17 protein-coding genes are annotated in these 19,092 nt (G+C 65.5%); 8 read left to right on the top strand and 9 right to left on the bottom strand.

Going from position 1 to position 19,092, the window contains the following annotated elements; genetic code table 11:
• Positions 1-21: 21 nt before the first annotated feature.
• Positions 22-483, bottom strand: coding sequence for a redox-sensitive transcriptional activator SoxR (gene soxR / locus A6723_RS06575; protein WP_054908204.1), 462 nt, complete (start codon positions 481-483; stop codon positions 22-24).
• A 74-nt stretch (positions 484-557) separates the two neighbouring features.
• On the opposite strand from soxR, the gene A6723_RS06570 reads away from it, so the two are divergent.
• Positions 558-914 (top strand): hypothetical protein, encoded by a 357-nt coding sequence (locus A6723_RS06570; protein ID WP_054908203.1) that lies wholly within the window; start codon positions 558-560, stop codon positions 912-914.
• A gap of 103 nt (positions 915-1,017) precedes the next feature.
• On the opposite strand, the gene A6723_RS06565 is transcribed toward A6723_RS06570, so the two are convergent.
• The 4 genes from A6723_RS06565 to A6723_RS06550 all read right to left on the bottom strand — a co-directional run bounded on the left by A6723_RS06565 (position 1,018) and on the right by A6723_RS06550 (position 5,011).
• The gene (locus A6723_RS06565; protein WP_054908202.1) at positions 1,018-1,455 is read right to left on the bottom strand and encodes an acetyltransferase; all 438 of its coding nucleotides are present in this window, start codon (positions 1,453-1,455) and stop codon (positions 1,018-1,020) included.
• Positions 1,456-1,633: 178 nt separating this feature from the next.
• Entirely contained in the window at positions 1,634-3,244 is a 1,611-nt protein-coding gene (locus tag A6723_RS06560) for an ABC-F family ATP-binding cassette domain-containing protein (RefSeq protein WP_054908201.1), read from the bottom strand.
• Between the two features lie 280 nt (positions 3,245-3,524).
• Complete coding sequence (locus A6723_RS06555) at positions 3,525-4,118, bottom strand: tRNA-uridine aminocarboxypropyltransferase (protein ID WP_054908200.1); 594 nt, start codon at positions 4,116-4,118, stop codon at positions 3,525-3,527.
• The gene (locus A6723_RS06550; RefSeq protein ID WP_024765259.1) at positions 4,115-5,011 is read right to left on the bottom strand and encodes a LysR family transcriptional regulator; all 897 of its coding nucleotides are present in this window, start codon (positions 5,009-5,011) and stop codon (positions 4,115-4,117) included. Before A6723_RS06550 ends, A6723_RS06555 begins: the two co-directional genes overlap by 4 nt.
• Before the next feature lie 287 nt (positions 5,012-5,298).
• Between A6723_RS06550 and speB the strand changes: the two genes are divergently transcribed.
• The 6 genes from speB to A6723_RS06520 all read left to right on the top strand — a co-directional run bounded on the left by speB (position 5,299) and on the right by A6723_RS06520 (position 12,492).
• The gene (gene speB / locus A6723_RS06545; RefSeq protein WP_045212323.1) at positions 5,299-6,258 is read left to right on the top strand and encodes an agmatinase; all 960 of its coding nucleotides are present in this window, start codon (positions 5,299-5,301) and stop codon (positions 6,256-6,258) included.
• Between the two features lie 16 nt (positions 6,259-6,274).
• A complete protein-coding gene (locus A6723_RS06540; protein ID WP_054908199.1) occupies positions 6,275-6,685 on the top strand; it encodes a nuclear transport factor 2 family protein in 411 nt (136 codons plus the stop codon).
• 25 nt (positions 6,686-6,710) lie between these two features.
• Positions 6,711-8,225: a cytosine permease gene (locus tag A6723_RS06535; RefSeq protein ID WP_054908198.1), complete on the top strand. Its 1,515-nt coding sequence runs from the start codon at positions 6,711-6,713 to the stop codon at positions 8,223-8,225.
• Between the two features lie 131 nt (positions 8,226-8,356).
• Positions 8,357-9,736 (top strand): sodium:solute symporter, encoded by a 1,380-nt coding sequence (locus A6723_RS06530; RefSeq protein WP_054908197.1) that lies wholly within the window; start codon positions 8,357-8,359, stop codon positions 9,734-9,736.
• A gap of 97 nt (positions 9,737-9,833) precedes the next feature.
• Positions 9,834-11,435 (top strand): 5-guanidino-2-oxopentanoate decarboxylase, encoded by a 1,602-nt coding sequence (locus A6723_RS06525; protein WP_054908196.1) that lies wholly within the window; start codon positions 9,834-9,836, stop codon positions 11,433-11,435.
• A 331-nt stretch (positions 11,436-11,766) separates the two neighbouring features.
• Positions 11,767-12,492: an MBL fold metallo-hydrolase gene (locus tag A6723_RS06520; protein WP_054908195.1), complete on the top strand. Its 726-nt coding sequence runs from the start codon at positions 11,767-11,769 to the stop codon at positions 12,490-12,492.
• 56 nt (positions 12,493-12,548) lie between these two features.
• On the opposite strand, the gene A6723_RS32345 is transcribed toward A6723_RS06520, so the two are convergent.
• The 4 genes from A6723_RS32345 to A6723_RS06505 form a co-directional block, all read right to left on the bottom strand.
• The gene (locus A6723_RS32345; protein WP_255302825.1) at positions 12,549-12,683 is read right to left on the bottom strand and encodes a PA1414 family protein; all 135 of its coding nucleotides are present in this window, start codon (positions 12,681-12,683) and stop codon (positions 12,549-12,551) included.
• A gap of 173 nt (positions 12,684-12,856) precedes the next feature.
• On the bottom strand, positions 12,857-13,795 hold the full coding sequence (locus A6723_RS06515; protein ID WP_054908194.1) for a DMT family transporter: 939 nt from the start codon (positions 13,793-13,795) through the stop codon (positions 12,857-12,859).
• A gap of 210 nt (positions 13,796-14,005) precedes the next feature.
• Entirely contained in the window at positions 14,006-15,103 is a 1,098-nt protein-coding gene (locus tag A6723_RS06510; RefSeq protein WP_054908193.1) for an extracellular solute-binding protein, read from the bottom strand.
• A gap of 104 nt (positions 15,104-15,207) precedes the next feature.
• Positions 15,208-16,248 (bottom strand): histone deacetylase family protein, encoded by a 1,041-nt coding sequence (locus A6723_RS06505; protein ID WP_054908192.1) that lies wholly within the window; start codon positions 16,246-16,248, stop codon positions 15,208-15,210.
• 252 nt (positions 16,249-16,500) lie between these two features.
• Here A6723_RS06505 and A6723_RS06500 point away from each other — a divergent pair, with 252 nt between their 5' ends.
• Entirely contained in the window at positions 16,501-18,960 is a 2,460-nt protein-coding gene (locus tag A6723_RS06500) for a DUF3772 domain-containing protein (protein ID WP_054908191.1), read from the top strand.
• Positions 18,961-19,092: the final 132 nt, after the last annotated feature.

The raw sequence follows: 19,092 nt of genomic DNA, 5'->3' as shown, positions 1-19,092 counted from the left end.
AGCTTGCTCGCGAACCCTCCATCATTCGTCCCCCTGCCAATGCGCCCCCGGCCCCTCCTCCGCCAACTTGTCCCCCGGATTGCGCAGCGGGCAGGCCTCCATCGACAAACAGCCACAACCGATGCAGCCGTCGAGTTGATCGCGCAGCAGCAATAGCTTCTCGATCCGCTCGTTCAGGTCCTCCCGCCAGCGCGCCGACAATCGCGCCCAGTCCGCTGCCGACGGGTTGTGTCCGGTGGGCAGCGAGCCCAGTGCGTCGGCGATCTCCCCCAGGGGAATCCCTACCCGCTGCGCCACCTTGATCACCGCCACCCGGCGCAACGTGTCGCGCGAGTAGCGGCGCTGGTTGCCCGCGTTGCGAGTGCTGCTGATCAGCCCCTTGGTCTCGTAGAAGTGCAGCGCCGAGACGGCCACGCCGGCGCGCTTGGCCAGTTCACCGACACTCAGGTCGCGGTGCAGGGAGCAGGAAGAAGATTCTTTCATGGGCTATTGACCTCAAGTTATGTTGAGGTTTTACCCTCGCCTGGCATTCGGTTCAAGACAGGGAGCCCAGGAACATGACTCAACCCAGCCCGATCACCGCCCAGGCCTGCGTAGACAATCCGCACTTCGTGCTGCAGATCGAGATCGACGTGACACCCCAGCAACGCCCGCACATCGCCGCGCGCCTGTGCGATTACCTGGCGCATCTGCAGGAGCTGTTCTACCGGCGCCCCGGCTACCTCGCCAGCGAGCTGCATGCCGAAGGCCAACCGCAGCGCCTGGTCGGCCGCCTGCACTGGCGCCGCAAGGAAGACTGGGAAGCCGCCTGGGACTGCCGCAGCACGGCCAGCGACCTGTTCGCCGACAGCCTGCTCAGGCTCGGCGCGCGAAGCATCCGCTTCGGCAGCGGCGAGACCGAGCACACAGCGTAACCCCCGGCTTTTTGTAGGAGCGAGCTTGCTCGCGAACCCGTCTGACGCAACGGCATCGCCGGGAAATCCATTCGCGAGCAAGCTCGCTCCTACACCGAACCGCTTATGCCGGCAGGCTCATATGCAGCAAGGGGAACGGCCGACCTTCGCCATCCAGCGGCGAGCGCCCGGTCTGGACGAAGCCATAGTGCAGATAGAACCCCACCGCTTGAGGATTCTGTTCATTGACGTCGACACCCAGCGTACCGCGCGTTTCGCGCACGAAATCCAGCAGCGCGCGGCCAAGGCCCCGCCCCCGGCAATCCGGGTCGATGAAAAGCATTTCCACATGGTTGCCGTTGAGGCCGATGAAGCCCTGAGGGCAGTCGTCGGCATCGACCGCCACCCAGACCTCGACGGCGGGCAGGTAGACATCGCGGACCAGCGGCAGGAGCGCGTCGATGTCGGAGGGTTGCAGGAAGTCGTGGGTCGCGCGCACGGCGCCCAGCCAGATATCGAGCAGCCGCGGGTTGTCCGCAGCGATGCGTTGGCGAATGAGCATGAATTCATCCTGATTCAACAGATCACAAAGGGATAGCACGCCACGAGCGGTGACGGCCGTTGGAGCGTCGGCAGCATGAATGCCCGCTTCGCGAATCAACGCCTGGGCGGGGCACGGCAGAGGCAGCCGGAAAGAGAGGGACGCCGATCCTAACTGCCTCTCGCCGACCGGTAAAGGTTCAGCCTGCGCGCCAATGCCAGCCGTCTCGCGCGCACTCCAGGCGGCCCTCCAGCGCCAGCCGGGCAAGAAACGCTTCATCGTGGGATACCACCAGCAAGGCGCCCTGGTATTGCCGCAACAGCTCTTCCAGGGCCTCGCGGGATGGCAGGTCGAGGTGGTTTTCCGGCTCGTCCAGAAGCAGCAGCTGCGCCGGCTGCTCGGCGTAGATCTCGCAGGCCAGCGCCGCCTTCAGACGCTCGCCGCCGCTGAGCAGCGCACTGGGCAGATCGACCCGCGCGGCCGGCAGGTCGAGCTGTGCCAGGCGTGTGCGCAGCACGGACTTGTCCACAGCCCGGTTGCGCTCCAGCAACAGCTCCAGCACCGACCGCTCCGGCGACAACGCCGCCAGATGCTGGTCCAGGTAGGCGCTGCGCACCTTCACTTCGCAAAGCCCGGCGACAGGTTCGACGATGCCGGCCAGCACCTTGAGCAAGGTCGACTTGCCGCTGCCATTGCACCCGGTCACCGCCAGGCGGCGCGGCCCGTTCAGTTGCAGGTCCAGCGGAGCGGGATTGCCGAAAGGCAGGCGCAGCCCGGCCAGTTGCAGTACCGCGCGTTGCTCGGGCAACTCACACGCCGGCGCATTCAATGCGACGGCGGCGTCATCACGCAGTTGGTCGAACGCTTCCCGCACGTCCTGCGCCAGTTGTTCGCGGCGTTCGCCATGCTGCGTGGCCAGGCGCGCAATGCTGGTCTGGCTACGCTCTTTCTGCCGATCCACCAGGATCTTCGCCTGGTTGGCCTCCTGCGCATCCCTGCGTCCCTTCGCCTGCCGGTGCGCCTGGCGCTCGCGCTGCTCCTGCATCGCGCGCTGCTGGCGGTCCCGCTCCTGCTTGCGCCGCTGCAGTTCGCGCAGCGCATTGTCCTGCTCCTGCTGGCGCGCCTCCCGGTAAAAGGCATAGCCACCGGAGTAACTGCGCAGCCCGGCGGAAGACAGTTCGACGATGCGCTGCATGTCATCCAGCAGCAGGCGGTCATGGCTGATCAGGATCAGGCCGCCGCGCCAGCGCTGAAGCTGCTCGCGCAGCGCCTCGCGGCCGGCGCGATCCAGGTGGTTGCTCGGTTCGTCGAGGAGCAGCCAGTCCGCCTCGCTCAGCCAGGCGTCGAGCAGCGCCACGCGCATGCACTCGCCGCCGCTCAGGCGTGCAGCAGGCGTATCGACGGTCAAATGCCCCAATCCTGCCGCCGACAGCATCGCCTCCAACTGCGCGCGGATGTCCCAGCGCCCGTCCAGCAACTCGAAGTCGGCGGGGTCGACGGCGCCGGCCTCGACCCGCGCCAGCGCATCCAGCAACGGCTGCACGCCGGCAAGCTCCGCCACGCTGCAAAACGCCTGCGGCTCGATGTGTTGGGGCAGGTAATGCACGAGCCCGGAGGCCAGGCAGCGCCCGGCGCTGGGCGCCAGGACTCCCGCCATGATCCGCGCCAGCACGGACTTGCCCGCACCATTGCGCCCGACCAGCGCGGTACGGCGCTCGTCGAAGGTTTCGTTGAGGTCGCGAAACAGCGGTTCGCCCGTGGGCAATTGAAACGTGACGCCATGCAGCGCCAGGGAGACAGGGTTCGTCATACGCAAATCCATCGGATGCCGGGTAACCCCCAGGAACGGAACCTGGGACGGAAACGGGCCGTGAAACCACGGCGGCATCAATGGCGCATCGGACGAACACCTCACGAAGGGGAATGAGGGGCGCAGTATACGCGCGTCCCCGCGCTCCTGCTCCTGTAGGAGCAACTGTCTTCTCTGGATAGCCCGTCTCTGCGTCTTCCCCCTCACCCCAACCCTCTCCCTCAGGGAGAGGGCTAGGGTGAGGGATGGCCCAAGCGCAGAGGTATCTCGTAGGAGCGGATCAGCAGCGCGGCCCGTGGTTGCGCCGGAAGGTCTCCTCCCCCATGGCGGCAATCTGCCCTTCGATCAGCGCATCGAACGGACGCAGCAGGTCAGCGTGGGATTGCGGTGCGTCCAGCGCATCGAGGGCATGCACCACGGCTTCGATGGTGGACAGAGCCCCTTCGGCCGGCGCCTTGCGCAGGCGGTAGCGCGAGGTGAGACCTTCCGGCAGCACAACGCGCGGCAACGCGGCGAGGTTCGGATTGAGGTGCAGCAGCTTGCGTGCCTTGCGCCAGGTGCCATCGGGGACGACCAGCAGGCGCGGTTTGTCCACAGGCCGAGCAGCCAGTTCGCCCAGCACCAGGGCGGACTCGCCGGGAAACAACAACCAGGCATCCCAGGCGGACAGGTCCAGGCCGCTGAAATCCTCACCGACCATCAATTCGGCATTGATCAACCCAAGAGCTGCCAGTCGCGCGGTATTCAGCGCATGGCCGACCTCGCTCGGATGCTGCAACAACAGGACGCGTGTGCGGTTATCCACACGGGGAATCAGCGCACACAGGCAATGATCCAGCGGGCGCTCGCAGCGCGGGCAACGGGCGCGGCTCATGACTGGCTCGGCTGGGTGCGCAGCAGGTCGCGGAAGTTCTGGATCAGCGGCTCGCGGGAACGGCCGCGGCGCAGGATCAGCGAGAACGGCGCCTGATAGCCAAAGGTCGCTGGCAGCAGCGCGCGCAGGCGGCCCTGCTCCACCCACGGATGCGCGTAGTGCTCGGGCAGGTAGCCGATGTAGCCGCCGGAGAGGATCAGGATCAGCTGCGCTTCCATACTTTCCACGGTGCCGGCGCTGTGCTTGAAGCCGTGTCGCGCCAGTTCCGCCTGGCTCCAGTAGCCACGGCCGACCATGCGCTGCTGGGTGATCAGCTCGGCGGGAATGCGCCGCCCGTCGAACAGCGGGTGGCGGTCGCTGCAGTACAGCCAGTGCTGCTCTCTATAAAGAGGCTGGTAGACCAGGCCGTTCATCCGGCTGAAGAAGGAGCCGATGGCCAGGTCCAGGCGATTGTCCAGCACCGCCAGTTGCAGTTCGTAGGGGCTCTGCACCTGCAAGTGCAGGTGCACGGCAGGGTGCAGGCTGCTGAAGGAGCCGATCACATCCGCCAGCGGCAATGCCGGATCGCTCACGGTGGAGTCCAGCACGCCGAGGTTCAGCGTACCGCGCAGTTCCCCTTTCAAGGTCGCCGCGTAGCGCTCGAAGCCTTCCAGTTCGCCGAGGATGCGCAGGGTTTCCTGGTGGAACAGCTCGCCCTTGCTGGTCAGGCCGAAGCCGCCACGGCCGCGGTGGCAGAGCACGATGCCCAACTGGTTTTCCAGTTGGCTCATGTAGGTACTGATCGCCGAAGTCGACAGGTTCAGCTCCTGCTGGGCGGCGGCGAAGCCCTGGCTACGCACCACGCAGGCGAAAATCCGCAACAGTTTGACGTCGGGCAATGCGCTCGCGCTCATGAAGACTCCGCAAAACCGCGGCCGGGCCGCTCTAGTTCAGTAGTTTCTATACCTGAAAAATGGATGATAGCAAGCCACCTATCTATTCAGGAACCGCAGGCCACAAGCCCGGCGAGCCGTCTGCTGCGGCAAGGTGGCGCAGTCTAGCGACCGTTATTAGTTTAGAAAACTCTGAAGTGATTATTTGTAGCCAGCGATTTTTTCCACTACCCGGCGTGGAGAGAATCCGGCCTCAGTATCAACAAGCCTGTTTCCACGAAGACAGCGATCAGCCTGAGGCCCTACCCATGGACAAGAAACTTCACCAGCCCCTGGGCGGTAACGAAATGCCGCGTTTCGGCGGCATTGCCACCATGATGCGCCTGCCGCATATCCAGTCCCCCGAAGAGCTCAACCAGCTCGATGCCGCCTTCGTCGGCGTGCCCCTGGACATCGGCACCTCCCTGCGCTCCGGCACTCGTTTCGGGCCGCGCGAAATCCGCGCCGAGTCGGTGATGATCCGTCCGTACAACATGGCCACTGGCGCTGCGCCGTTCGACTCGCTGAACATCGCCGACATCGGTGACGTGGCGATCAACACCTTCAACCTGATGGAAGCCGTACGCATCATCGAAGAGGCGTACGACAAGATCCTCGACCACGGCATCCTCCCGCTAACCCTGGGCGGCGACCACACCATCACCCTGCCGATCCTGCGTGCCATCCACAAGAAGCACGGCAAGGTCGGCCTGGTCCACATCGACGCCCATGCCGATGTGAACGACCACATGTTCGGCGAGAAGATCGCCCACGGCACCACCTTCCGCCGCGCGGTGGAAGAAGGCCTGCTGGACTGCGACCGCGTGGTGCAGATCGGCCTGCGTGCGCAGGGCTACACCGCCGAAGACTTCAACTGGAGCCGCAAGCAGGGCTTCCGCGTGGTGCAGGCCGAAGAGTGCTGGCACAAGTCGCTGGAACCGCTGATGGCCGAAGTCCGCGAGAAAGTCGGCGGCGGCCCGGTTTACCTGTCCTTCGACATCGACGGCATCGACCCGGCCTGGGCGCCCGGTACCGGCACCCCGGAAATCGGCGGCCTGACCACCATCCAGGCGATCGAGATCGTCCGTGGCTGCCAGGGTCTGGACATCATCGGCTGCGACCTGGTGGAAGTCTCCCCGCCGTACGACACCACCGGCAACACCTCGTTGCTCGGCGCCAACCTGCTCTACGAAATGCTCTGCATCCTCCCGGGCGTAGAGCGCCGCTGAGCGCACGAGCACACACATGAATAACGACGCCTGCGTAGCACAGGTGCTGGAGGCTGCCCGAGATCTCGTGGCAGCCTTCGCGCGCACCGACACCGAAGCCTACTTCGCCGCCTTCAGCGAAGACGCCTCCTTCATCTTCCACACCTGGCCGGTGCCGCTGCTGTCGCGCGCGGCTTATCGCGACGTGTGGGAAGGCTGGCTGCGTGACGATGGTTTCGAGGTCCTTGACTGCCTTTCGAGCAACACCTTTGTGAGCCTGCAAAGCGAAGACGTGGCCGTGTTCTGCCACGACGTCGCCACGCGGCTGCGCATCCAGGGAGAGGAAAGCCTGAACCACGAACGGGAGACCATCGTCTTCCGCCGTGATCCGAAACAGGGCCGCTGGCTGGCCACACACGAGCACCTGTCACCGTCTCCGACGCCATAAAGACAGGGCTCCCCGGGAGGAAGTCATGGATAACAAGAACAACGCACACGCAATCACAACGATCGAGACATTCGGGGTCGAACAGATCCCGGATCACGAACGCAACGCCACGCCCACCGACCTGTTCCGCATGATCTTCGGTGGCGCCAACACCTTCGCCACCGCCGTGCTGGGCAGCTTCCCGGTACTGTTCGGCCTGTCGTTCCAGGCCGGCGTCTGGGCCATCGTGCTCGGCGTGCTGGTCGGTTCGCTCATCCTCGCGCCGATGGGCCTGTTCGGCCCGCTCAACGGCACCAACAACGCGGTCTCCTCGGGCGCCCACTTCGGCGTACACGGGCGGATCGTCGGTTCGTTCCTGTCGCTGCTCACTGCGGTCGCGTTCTTCTCCCTCTCCGTGTGGAGCTCGGGCGATGCGCTGATCGGCGGTGCCAAGCGCCTGTTCGACCTGCCGGAAACCGACCTGACCCTGGGCCTGGCCTACGGCCTGTTCGCCGTGCTGGTGCTGATCGTCTGCATCTACGGCTTCCGCTTCATGCTGATGGTCAACAAGATCGCCGTATGGGCCGCGAGCCTGCTGTTCCTGCTCGGCCTGTTCGCCTTCTCAGGCCCGTTCGACGCTGGCTACGCCGGCACCGTGCAGATGGGCAGCGAAGGTTTCTGGGCCGCCTTCATCGGCGCCGCCCTGCTGGCGATGAGCAACCCGGTGTCCTTCGGCGCCTTCCTCGGTGACTGGGCGCGCTACATCCCGCGCCAGACCTCGCAGAAGCGCATCATGCTGGCCGTGATCTGCGCCCAGCTGGCCACCCTGATCCCGTTCCTGTTCGGCCTGGCCACCGCCACCATCGTTGCCGTCAACGCTCCGGACTACATCGCGCAGAACAACTACGTCGGCGGCCTGCTGGCCGTTTCGCCGAGCTGGTTCTTCCTGCCGGTGTGCCTGATCGCGGTAATCGGCGGCATGTCCACCGGCACCACGTCGCTGTACGGCACCGGCCTGGACATGTCCAGCGTGTTCCCGCGCCTGCTCAACCGCGTACAGGCGACCCTGCTGATCGGTCTGCTGTCCATCGCCTTCATCTTCATCGGTCGCTTCGCTGCGAACCTGGTGCAGAGCGTGTCCACCTTCGCCGTGCTGATCATCACCTGCACCAGCCCGTGGATGATCATCATGATCCTCGGCCTGATCATCCGCCGTGGCTTCTACCACGCCGATGACCTGCAGGTGTTCACCCGTGGCCAGGAAGGCGGCGCCTACTGGTTCCACAACGGCTGGAACTGGCGCGGCATGGGTGCCTGGATCCCGAGCGCGGCCCTGGGCCTGTGCTTCGTCAACCTGCCGGGCCAGTTCGTCGGTCCGCTGGGCAACCTGGCCGGCGGTATCGACATCAGCCTGCCGGTCACCCTCGGTGTCGCCGCGCTGCTTTATATCGCCCTGCTGCGCACTTTCCCGGAACCCGCTGGCGTGTATGGACCGAAAGGCCCGCGCTGGGTTGGCAGCCATGACCGCCCGGTACGCAGCATCAGCGAGCCGGCAGCCTGATCCAGGCTTCGCGGCCTGACGCGAAGTCCATTACCCGAAAGTCCCATCGGGCCGGTTGCCGCCGGTCCGATGCCCTACCGCACGCCACAAGCGCGCGGCAACAATGACAATGCAAGTGTGAGGAGCCGACCATGGCGTTAGATCTGATCGTCGTACTGATATATGCCGCTGGCATGTTGTGGCTGGGCTGGTACGGCATGCGCCGCGCCAAGACCCACGAAGACTACCTCGTGGCCGGCCGCAACCTCGGCCCGGCGTTCTACATGGGCACCATGGCCGCCACCGTCCTGGGCGGCGCCTCTACCGTCGGCACCGTACGCCTGGGCTACGTCCACGGCATCTCCGGCTTCTGGCTGTGCGCCGCACTGGGCGCCGGCATCATCGCGCTGAACCTGTTCCTGGCCAAGCCGCTGCTCAAGCTGCGCATCTTCACCGTTACCCAGGTCCTGGAGCGTCGCTACAACCCCATGGCCCGCCAGGCTTCGGCGGTGATCATGTTCGCCTATGCACTGATGATCGGCGTGGTTTCCACCCTGGCCATCGGCACCGTGATGCAGGTCCTGTTCGGCCTGCCGTTCTGGGTGTCCGTGCTGCTGGGCGGCGGCGTCGTGGTGATCTACTCCACCATCGGCGGCATGTGGTCGCTGACCCTGACCGACATCGTGCAGTTCATCATCAAGACCGTCGGCCTGATGTTCATCCTGCTGCCGATCTGCCTGCATCGTGTCGGTGGCTGGGACGAGCTGGTAGCCAAGCTGCCGAGCACCGCCTTCAGCTTCCACACCATCGGCTACGACACGATCATCACCTACTTCCTGATCTACTTCTTCGGCATCCTGATCGGCCAGGACATCTGGCAGCGCGTGTTCACCGCCCGCGACGAGAAGGTCACCAAGTACGCCGGCACCGCCGCAGGCGTGTACTGCGTGATCTACGGCCTGGTCGGCGCACTGATCGGCATGTGCGCCAAGGTGCTGCTGCCCGACCTGGACAACGTCAACAACGCCTTCGCCGCCATCGTCCAGTCCGCCCTGCCGGACGGCATCCGTGGCCTGGTGATCGCCGCTGCACTGGCCGCGATGATGTCCACCGCCAGCGCCGGCCTGCTCGCCGCCTCCACCACCATCACCGAAGACCTGCTGCCGATCTTCACCGGCCAGCGCTCCACCCGCCTGAGCCTGAACCGCATCTGCACCCTGCTCACCGGTGTGGTGGTTCTGGGTATCGCCCTGGTAGTGAACGACGTGATCAGCGCCCTGACCCTGGCGTACAACCTGCTGGTGGGCGGTATGCTGATTCCGCTGATCGGTGCCATCTACTGGAAGCGCGCCACCACTGCCGGCGCGATCACCAGCATGGCCCTGGGCTTCATCACCGCGCTGGTGTTCATGCTCAAGGATGGCTTCGACGCCAACACCCCGATCTACTACAGCCTGGCCATCGGCCTGGTCAGCTTCATCGTCGTCAGCCTGCTGTCGCCCCGCCCGGCAGCTGTCGCCGACGCGGCCTGACAAGACATTGCGCTAGGCAAAAGGGCGCGGCGAGCTGATCTCCGCGCCCTTTTGCATGATCAACGACCACCTCACCCACGAACTCCAAGGAACTGCCATGACCACCTGCGGCGAATTCCTCGTCAAGCAACTCGAAGCCTGGGGCGTCGATACCGTCTTCGGCATCCCCGGCGTGCACACCGTCGAGCTTTACCGCGGCCTGCCGCACAGTGGCATCCGCCACATCACCCCGCGCCACGAACAGGGCGCCGGCTTCATGTCCGACGGCTACGCGCGCGTCACCGGCAAGCCGGGCGTGTGCTTCATCATCACCGGCCCGGGCATGACCAACATCCTCACCGCCATGGGCCAGGCGTATGCCGACTCCATCCCCATGCTGGTGATCAGCAGCGTCAACGAACGCTCGCGCCTGGCCCACGGCAACGGCTACCTGCACGAACTGCCGAACCAGCGCGCCATGGTCGCCGGCGTCAGCGCCTTCAGCCACACGCTGATGAGCGTCGAGGAACTCCCCGCCGTTCTGGCCCGCGCCTTCGCCGTGTTCGACAGCGAACGCCCACGCCCGGTGCACATCGAGCTGCCGCTGGACATCATCACCGCCCCGGCCGACCACATGCAGGTGCGCCCGCGCGTCCAACTGGCCCGCCCTGCCCCGGCGCGCTCGCCGCTGCACGAGGCCGCCGCCAAGCTGGCCAAGGCGAAGAACCCGCTGCTGCTGCTCGGCGGCGGCTGCGTCGAAGCCCAGGCCGAAGCCCGCGCGCTAGCCATCGCCCTTGACGCCCCGACCGCGCAGACCATCAACGCCAAGGGCCTGCTGCAACCGGAACACCCGCTGCTGATCGGCAGCAACCAGTCGCTGATTCCGGTACGCGAACTCGCGCTGGAAGCCGACGTGGTCCTGGCCATCGGCACCGAGCTGGGCGAAACAGACTACGACGTGGTGTTCGACGGCAACTTCAAGATCGACGGCGAGCTGATCCGCATCGACATCGACCCGCAGCAGCTGATGCGCAACTACGCGCCGAGCATCGCCATCCACAGCGACGCCCGCACCGCCATGCGCGCCCTGCTCGAACTGCTGCCGGCCCGCCAGGCCGACGCCAACAGCCCCGGCGCCCAGCGCGCAGCCAAGGTACGCGCACAACTGGCCGAGGACTTCAGCGGCTGGGCGCACTACCGCGAGCTGTTCGGCAAGATCCTCGAAGTACTGCCCGACGCGCGCTTCGTCGGCGACTCGACGCAGACTGTCTACAGCGGCAACCACCTGGTGGAACTGGACGGCGGCCGCCGCTGGTTCAACGCCTCCACCGGCTACGGCACCCTGGGCTACGGCCTACCGGCCGCCATCGGCGCCAAGCTCGGCGAACCGGGCCGCCCGGTAATCAGCCTGATGGGCGACGGCGGCCTGCAGTTCACCATGACCGAGCTGGCCAGCGCCGTGGAAGCCAAGGTGGGCATCATCGTCCTGCTGTGGAACAACCACGGCTACGGCGAGATCAAGCGCTACATGGAACGCCGCGACATCACCCCGCTGGGCGTGGACATCTACACCCCGGACTTCCTCGCCATCGCCAAGGGCTTTGGTTGCGCCGCCGAGCGCGCCCGCGACCACGCGCACCTGCAGGAACTGCTGCGCAACGCCCCGAGCGATCGCCCGCTGATCGTGGAAGTGATGGAAGCGGCGCCTTTCGCACCGTAACGCTTTCGTAGGATAGGTGGAGCCTGCGATACCCATCGGCATGGGTATCGCTCCGCTCCACCCATCCTACGTTCGAGCCATTTCATCTCCGCCCTGCCCTCTCCCAGGAGGAGCGGGAATCCGCCAGAGCCGAGCGGCGGCGCAGCTACCGGCGACGTCGCTCCAATCCCCCAAGGCTCCGAACGGTTCCTTCTCCCCCTGGGAGAGGTTAGGGTGAAGTCTCCTTGCAGGAGCGAGCTTGCTCGCGAACCTGGCTACGTGGCGGGGTTTGTTCGCGAGCAATGACTAGGCGTCCCCCTCGCTCCCACACAAAACGCCCGGAACCCGACTCATGAAGATCGTCACCCGCGACCGCTGGTTCGAGGTCCGTCACTGCTACGACGGCGTCAGCCTGATCCACGAGCCCTACGTCCGCCCCTTCTACCGCTGCAACATGTGGCATATCCAGGGTCGCGACCGCGACGTGCTGGTGGACAGCGGCTCAGGCCTGGTCAGCCTGCGCGAACAGCTGCCCTGGCTCACCGACCGCCCGCTGCTGGCCGTGGCCAGCCATACCCATTTCGATCATATCGCCGGCCACCACGAGTTCGACGAACGCCTGGTGCACCCGGCCGAAGCCGACATCCTCGCCAGCCCCGACGGCGAGCGCACCCTGGCCACCGCCTTCGTCGACGACGAGATGTTCGACGCGCACCCGGACTGCCCGCTGTGCTACGCCGAATACCGGGTGAAAGCCGCGCCGGCCACCCGCACCATCGACGAAGGCGACGTGCTCGACCTGGGCGACCGCACCCTGCAGGTCCTGCACACTCCCGGTCACTCGCCGGGCGGCATCAGCCTGTGGGAAGAGAAGACGCAGACGCTGTTCTCCGGCGACATCATCTACGACGGCCCACTGATCGAGGACGCCTACCACTCCAATCTCGACGACTACGCCGCCAGCCTTTCGCGCCTGCGCGAGCTGCCGGTGCGCACCGTGCATGGCGGGCACTTCCCGAGTTTCTCCGGGGAAAGGCTGAAAGGGATGATCGACGACTGGTTCAAGGCCCACGAATGACGGACAAGAAAAAACCCGCCAGCTGGCGGGTTTTCCTTTTGCGGTAGCGGGCGCGATCAGTAGCGCCGACGCTGCTCCATCAGGCGACGTTGCTCGTCGCTGCGGACGGGGATGGGTTGCAGACGTGGAGGCTCGATCAGGCCGAGCGTGACACCGAGTTTCCACGCAATGCTTTGCAGCCAGACTTTCATGGATACCTCCTCGTGCGAATTCGGGTCGGGCGGCCCGTTACCACCATGGGCCGCCCTAGGAAGAATAGCCCGGCGTCCCACTCTCCGCCCGTGCCACTCACTCCTTGAAACAAAGACTATCGTCTTACCCCGCCGCGACGCCTGACCTGAATCAAGAGCGCGACAGTTCCCCCTCAGCGCGAAAGCATCCGGCGAATCCACTGCTCGCTGCTCACCAGGGTAATCCCCGCCAGCACCAGCGCGGCACCCGCGACGAAGTTCAGGGTCAGCGGCTCGCCGAGGATGAGCACACCGAAGGCGATGCCGAACATCGGCGTCATGAACGAGAACACCGCCAGGTTCGACGCGAGATAGCGGCGCAGCAGCCAGAACCAGGTGAAGTAGCTGAAGAACGACACCACCAGGCCCTGGAACAGCACACTGCCCACGCCAATCGGGGTGAAGCTCACATCCTGGGTCTTGCCCAGCGCCAGCGCGGCGAAAGGCAGCAGCAGGGCAGCGATCAGCAACTGGTAGAACAGCGTGAGGATCGGTTTGGCCTCGGACAGCCGCGTGGTGCGCACTGCTACCGTGGTCATGCCCCAGGCGAAGCCGGCCAGCACACCGAAGGCGTCGCCCAGCAGCATGCGGCCATCCATGTTCGCCAGGTCGAACCCGCCACCGAAACACATCGCGATACCCGCGAAGCACACACCGATCCCCAGCCACTGCAACGGCCGCAGGCGCTCGCTGGGCAGCAGGAAGTGCAGCGCCAGCGCCGAGAAGATCGGTGCCGTATAGATGAACACCGCCATGTGCGAGGCCGACGTATAGACCAGCCCCTGGGCGATGAAGAAGAACTCGGCGGCGAACAGCACGCCGGCCAGCAGCCCGCCCTTGACGGTGCCATGGCGCAGGAAGCCTTCCCAGCCGCCGCGCCAGCACATCAGCAGCCCAACTACCACCGCCGCCACCAGATTGCGCCCGAAGGCCTGCATGATCGGCGCGATGTCGTGAGCAGCCAGTTTCACCATCACCGCCTGGATGCCCCAGATGATGCACAGGCCGGTCATGACCTGGATGGCGAAGGCATCGGCGCCCTTGCGTTCGACGATATTGGCTGGGGAATTCATGAACGCCTCCCTGAGAAGGCGTGTGCAGCAGTCCGGCAGGTCATGGCAAGGCTCGGCAGCAAAGCTCAGCACTCAAGGCTCAGCAAGTGAGGATTATCGGGAAGCCCAATGAGAATCGGCGGACCTCCTCGAAGAAGGTCCGCCGATCATGCCAGTTCGCGGCGCCCGGCCGCCAACGGAAATCCGCTGTTCAGAGCGCCGTGGGCGACATTATTTGCCGGATTTCACCTGGGTCCAGGTGCGGGTGCGGATACGCTCCAGCTTGGGCGGCAGCATCTCCACCGAGAACAGCTTGGCCTGCACGTCCGCCGGCGGGTAAACGTTGGGGTTGTCGTGCAGCTCCTTGGAGATCAGTCCGTCCGCCGCCTGGTTGGGGTTGGCGTAGGCGACATAGTCGGAGATCGGCGCGACCACTTCCGGGCGCAGCAGGTAGTTGAGGAAGGCGTGGGCCTGCTCGACGTTCTTCGAGTCCTTCGGAATCGCCAGCACGTCGAACCATGCTGCGGCGCCTTCCTTGGGAATGCGGTACTCGATGTGGATGCCGTTATTGGCTTCCTTGGCACGGTTGGCCGCCTGCATCGCGCCGCCGGACCAGGCCAGGGCCACGCAGACATCACCGTTGGCGAGGTCGGTGACGAACTTCGAAGAGCTGAAGTAGGTAATGTGCGGGCGCAGTTGCGCCAGCAGCGCCTCGGCCTTCTTGTAGTCGTCCGGGTTGTGGCTGTTCGGCGACAGGCCCAGGTAATGCAGGACCTGCGGGATGACTTCGGTGGGCGAATCGAGGAAGGCCACGCCGCAGGATTTCAGCTTGCCCAGGTTCTCCGGCTTGAACACCAGGTCCCAGGAGTCCACCGGCGCGTTGTCGCCGAGCACGGCCTTGACCTTGTCGACGTTGTAGGCGATGCCGTTGGTGCCCCACATGTAGGGCATCACGTACTGGTTGCCCGGGTCCTTGCTCTCCAGCACCTTCAGCAGGGCGGGATTGAGATTCTTCCAGTTCGGCAGCTTGCTCTTGTCCAACGGCTGGAACACGCCAGCCTTGAGGTAGTTGGGCAGGAAGCTGTCGCTGGGCACGACCACGTCATAGCCCGAGTGACCGGACAGCAGCTTGGCTTCCAGTACTTCGTTGCTGTCGTAGACGTCGTATTGCGGCTTGATGCCGGTCTCGCTCTGGAAGCCCTTGAGGGTGTCCGGGCCGATGTAGTCGAACCAGTTGTAGATGCGCACTTCCGGCGCGGCGCTGGCGGCACCGGCGGTGACGAGGGCGGCGGCGGCGAGCAGGCCGCGCAGCGCGGTATTCTTGTTCATGTCCTTCCCCAGTTGGATGCGCTCGCACTCTGACCATTACAAACGACGGGTCGCGAGCCATAAAAAGCAATCGGGCGGAAATTCATCCGCCCGATCTTCTCTACTTAGCGTGCAGCGCCTTCGTAGCCCTGCAGCACGTTCACCGCGTTGACGCCGATGGCCTCGACCGCGTAGCCCCCTTCCATGATGAACAGGGTCGGGATACCCAGTGCGGCGATGCGCTCGCCCATCTTCAGGTAGTCCGGGCTGTCCAGCTTGAACTCGGAAATCGGGTCGTCCTTATACGTATCCACGCCCAGCGATACAACCACCGCGTCCGGCGCGTAGTCGGCGATCTTGCGGCACGCATCGTCCAGCGCGGCGAACCAGCCATCCCAGCCGGTGCCGTGCGGCAGCGGGTAGTTGTGGTTGTAGCCTTCGCCGGCGCCCTCGCCGTGCTCGTTGGCGTGGCCGAGGAAGTACGGGTACTCCACCAGCGGGTCGCCGTGGATCGAGGCGAACAGCACATCGTTGCGGCGGTAGAAGATGTCCTGGGTGCCGTTGCCGTGGTGGTAGTCCACATCGAGGATGGCCACGCGCTTGGCACCCTGGTCGAGGAAGGCTTGGCTGACGATAGCGGCGTTGTTCAGGAAGCAGTAACCGCCCATGAAGTCGCTGCCGGCGTGGTGGCCCGGCGGACGGCACAGAGCGAAAGCGGTGCTGGCACCCTGGCGCATGTGGTCCTGGGCGGTCAGCGCGACCTGGGCCGAGCTGTACACGGCCTGCCAGGTGCCGGCAGTGATCGGCGCCTCGGTGTCGAAGCTGTAGTGTCCCACTTCGCCCATCAGCGCAGTCGGGATCGGACCATCACGGAGCAGGCGGCGCCCCGGGAAGGTGGTGGAGACCAGGTCGCCGGTGTGGCCTTCGGCCGACCAGCGCGCCCAGGCGCCCTTGAGGAATTCGACGTAGCGGGTGTTGTGCGCGCGCAGGATCGGCTCCAGGCCGAAGTCCTTGGGCTCGATGATCTCGCCCAGGTTCTGCGATTTCACGCGGGCCAGCACGGTGTCCGCGCGGCTGGGCATTTCGAAGCAGGGCTGGAGTTTGCCGTCGACCAGTTCGGACTGGCCGAAATGCAGGCGGTGATCATCGCTGTACACGGTAAGCATGGGAGTACCCTCTGAAGGATTCTTGTTGTCCGGTGGGGGAATTCTGCCCAGCGACCGCGCTGCACAAAACAGCGGAAGCGGCCAAAAGGGGATCGATGTGGCCAGAATTTCTGACCCTTAACCATCTGCATGCGTTGATTATCCGCACCAGCCGGACAAGCACCAGCCACTACGGCGCTATGCTCCAGGGAATTGTCCCGGCTATTGTCCGGTCGAACACCCACATGCGTTTTGACCACAGGATGGGGGAAGATGCGGGAAACCTTCGTGCATGCCTGCAGCCGCGTGCTGCTGATGCTCACCTTGTCGCTGGCCGGAGCGGGCGCCGTGCTGGCGGACGAGCCGACCGACGTCCAGGCCGGCGATTCCATCCAGTTGCCGGACCTGCCCGAGGATGCTGGCGTCGATCAACTGAGCGCCCGTCTCGAACTGATCCGCCAGCGCGTCTCGGCCGACAGTGACGATGGCCTGCTGTCAAACCTGCGGCAGTCCGCGCTGGCCGTGCAGGCCCGCGCGGAACAGAACGCCACCGACATCGGCACGGCACTCTCGCGCACCGAGGATCAACTCAAGGTGCTCGGCCCGGTCACGCCCAACGAGGCCGAGAGCCTGACCAGACAGCGCAGCGACCTGACGGATGCCCAGAAGGACCTGCAGAAACAGCTCGAACGCGCCAATCAGCTGGACAAGAACGCCCAGGACCTCGCCGCGCAGATCGTCAACCTGCGGCGCAGCCAGTTCAACTCGCAGATCGCCACGCGCTACCCGCCGCCGCTGAGCCCTCGCTTCTGGTCCAGCCTGATCCGCCCCACCGACGACGACTTGTCCCGCCTGCAAGCGATTCGCGGGCAGATCGGCGATGCCTTCGCACTGACCTGGCAACCGGAACACCGCTGGCCCTTCATCGCCTGCCTGATCGTCGGCGCGCTGCTGTGGATCCCCGGCCGGCGCCTGCTCGAACAGTTGCTGACCAAAGCGATGATCCGCTGGATTCCCGTGGGCCGCCTGCGCCGTAGCGCCCTTGCCGTGGCGGTCAGCCTTGCCACCATCGTCACCCTGGGCGGCGCCGCCGCGCTGATCCGCGAAGGGCTGGACTGGCACGAACAGCTCAATGGCACCATGACCAACCTGGGCGACCAGTTGCTGACCCTGGTGATTTTCTGCACCTTTACCGCCGGTCTGGGCCGCGCCCTGCTCGCCGTACAAAGACCGTCCTGGCGCCTGCCTGACCTCCCCGACCCGGTGGCCGACGCCCTCTCCCCCTTCCCCTGGCTGATGGCCTGGCTGCTGCTGGTGCTCGGCACCCAGGAGCGCCTGAACAGCGTCAGCGGCGCCAGCCTGGCTTTGACCGTTGCGGTGAACGCCATCACTGCCATCGCTACCGCCATGCTGTTCTCCATCGCGCTGTACCGTTACCGACGCGCGCGGCGTGAGGCCGAGGGCCACGAGACGTCGGCGCTGGCCGGAATCATTGTGCTGGCGATGATGATCATCGTCTTGCTGATCGTCCTGGCACTGGTCAGCGGCTACCTGTCGCTGGCCTACTTCCTCGCCGGCAAGCTGCTCTGGGCCAGCGTCGTCTGTGCCACGGGGTACCTGCTCACGACCCTGTTCGTCGACCTCTGCGAAGCGCTGCTCTCACCCAGGCAGAAGATCGGCGCGCGGCTGGCCGAGAACCTTGGCGTCGACCCGCGCCACCAGGCGCAGTTCGCCACCCTGCTGACCGGTGCCGGGCGCACGCTGCTGGTGTTGTCGACGATACTGATCGCCTTCTCCACCACCGGCACCAGCCCCGGCGAGTTGCTGCAGGGCCTGGTGCGGCTGGTGGAAAGCGGCCAGTCCCTGGGCCGGCTGAACATCGTCCCGCAGGACATCCTGCTGGCGCTGGGCACCCTGGCTGCCGGGCTGTTCGGCCTGCGCCTGCTCAAGCGCTGGCTGGCCGAGGAACTGCTGCCGGAAACCAGCATGGACGTAGGCATGCGCGCCTCGCTGGTGACCCTGGTGGGCTACATCGGCATGGTCATCCTGGTGCTGCTGGTGCTCTCGGCGCTGCGCATCAACCTCACCAGCCTGACCTGGGTGGTCAGCGCCCTGTCGGTAGGTATCGGTTTCGGCCTGCAGGCCATCGTGCAGAACTTCATCTCCGGCCTGATCCTGCTCACCGAGCGCCCGGTCAAGGTCGGCGACTGGGTCAGCCTGACCGGCGGCGTCGAGGGCGACATCCGCCGCATCAACGTGCGTGCCACGGAAATCCAGATGTCCGACCAGTCCACGGTCATCGTGCCCAACTCCCAGTTCATCTCGCAGAACGTGCGCAACGTGACCATGGGCAGCGCCCTGGGCGTGGTCGGCATCAACCTGACCCTGCCGCTGGATACTGACGTGCAGAAGGTCCGCGAGCTGATGCTCAAGGCCTACACCGAGCACGAGAACATCGTCGAGACGCCGGCGCCCTCGGTGACCTTCAAGGACCTCAGCGCCACCGGCCTGACCTTGGCCGCCTCCGGCAACGTCAGCAGCCCACGGGCGGTGTACGGCACCAAGAGCGACCTGCTGTTCACCATCTTCAGCGGGTTGCGCGAGGCGGGCATCAACCTCACTGTCGCGCAGAACCTGATCCTGCAGCGCCCGTCACTCACCCGCGCCGCGCCAACCGACGATGCGCCAGAACCTTCGGCAGACGAGGCTCCCCTGCCCAAACCCCAGCCTTAGAGCGGCTCACTTCGCGACGGCCCGTCGCGGCCGCTCGCACCGCTCGCGGCCCCGTATTCACAGCGCTTCCGGTCGGAAACAATTCGTCATTTCACCGTCATCAATCGGTTATGTGCCGCCATGAAACTCGCA

The organism is Pseudomonas sp. AU11447 (assembly GCF_001672555.2).
Taxonomy (GTDB): domain Bacteria; phylum Pseudomonadota; class Gammaproteobacteria; order Pseudomonadales; family Pseudomonadaceae; genus Pseudomonas; species Pseudomonas nitroreducens.
This window is presented reverse-complemented; position numbering and strand designations above follow the sequence as displayed.

Bases quoted from the DNA above. Each gene is read 5' to 3' on its own strand.
- A6723_RS06530 (WP_054908197.1), top strand. From the start codon at position 8,357: ATGGCGTTAGATCTGATCGTCGTACTGATATATGCCGCTGGCATGTTG.
- A6723_RS06515 (WP_054908194.1), bottom strand. From the start codon at position 13,795: ATGAATTCCCCAGCCAATATCGTCGAACGCAAGGGCGCCGATGCCTTC.
- A6723_RS06525 (WP_054908196.1), top strand. From the start codon at position 9,834: ATGACCACCTGCGGCGAATTCCTCGTCAAGCAACTCGAAGCCTGGGGC.
- A6723_RS06505 (WP_054908192.1), bottom strand. From the start codon at position 16,248: ATGCTTACCGTGTACAGCGATGATCACCGCCTGCATTTCGGCCAGTCC.
- soxR (WP_054908204.1), bottom strand. From the start codon at position 483: ATGAAAGAATCTTCTTCCTGCTCCCTGCACCGCGACCTGAGTGTCGGT.
- A6723_RS06520 (WP_054908195.1), top strand. From the start codon at position 11,767: ATGAAGATCGTCACCCGCGACCGCTGGTTCGAGGTCCGTCACTGCTAC.
- A6723_RS06500 (WP_054908191.1), top strand. From the start codon at position 16,501: ATGCGGGAAACCTTCGTGCATGCCTGCAGCCGCGTGCTGCTGATGCTC.
- speB (WP_045212323.1), top strand. From the start codon at position 5,299: ATGGACAAGAAACTTCACCAGCCCCTGGGCGGTAACGAAATGCCGCGT.
- A6723_RS06535 (WP_054908198.1), top strand. From the start codon at position 6,711: ATGGATAACAAGAACAACGCACACGCAATCACAACGATCGAGACATTC.
- A6723_RS06565 (WP_054908202.1), bottom strand. From the start codon at position 1,455: ATGCTCATTCGCCAACGCATCGCTGCGGACAACCCGCGGCTGCTCGAT.
- A6723_RS32345 (WP_255302825.1), bottom strand. From the start codon at position 12,683: ATGAAAGTCTGGCTGCAAAGCATTGCGTGGAAACTCGGTGTCACGCTC.
- A6723_RS06570 (WP_054908203.1), top strand. From the start codon at position 558: ATGACTCAACCCAGCCCGATCACCGCCCAGGCCTGCGTAGACAATCCG.
- A6723_RS06560 (WP_054908201.1), bottom strand. From the start codon at position 3,244: ATGACGAACCCTGTCTCCCTGGCGCTGCATGGCGTCACGTTTCAATTG.
- A6723_RS06540 (WP_054908199.1), top strand. From the start codon at position 6,275: ATGAATAACGACGCCTGCGTAGCACAGGTGCTGGAGGCTGCCCGAGAT.
- A6723_RS06510 (WP_054908193.1), bottom strand. From the start codon at position 15,103: ATGAACAAGAATACCGCGCTGCGCGGCCTGCTCGCCGCCGCCGCCCTC.
- A6723_RS06555 (WP_054908200.1), bottom strand. From the start codon at position 4,118: ATGAGCCGCGCCCGTTGCCCGCGCTGCGAGCGCCCGCTGGATCATTGC.
- A6723_RS06550 (WP_024765259.1), bottom strand. From the start codon at position 5,011: ATGAGCGCGAGCGCATTGCCCGACGTCAAACTGTTGCGGATTTTCGCC.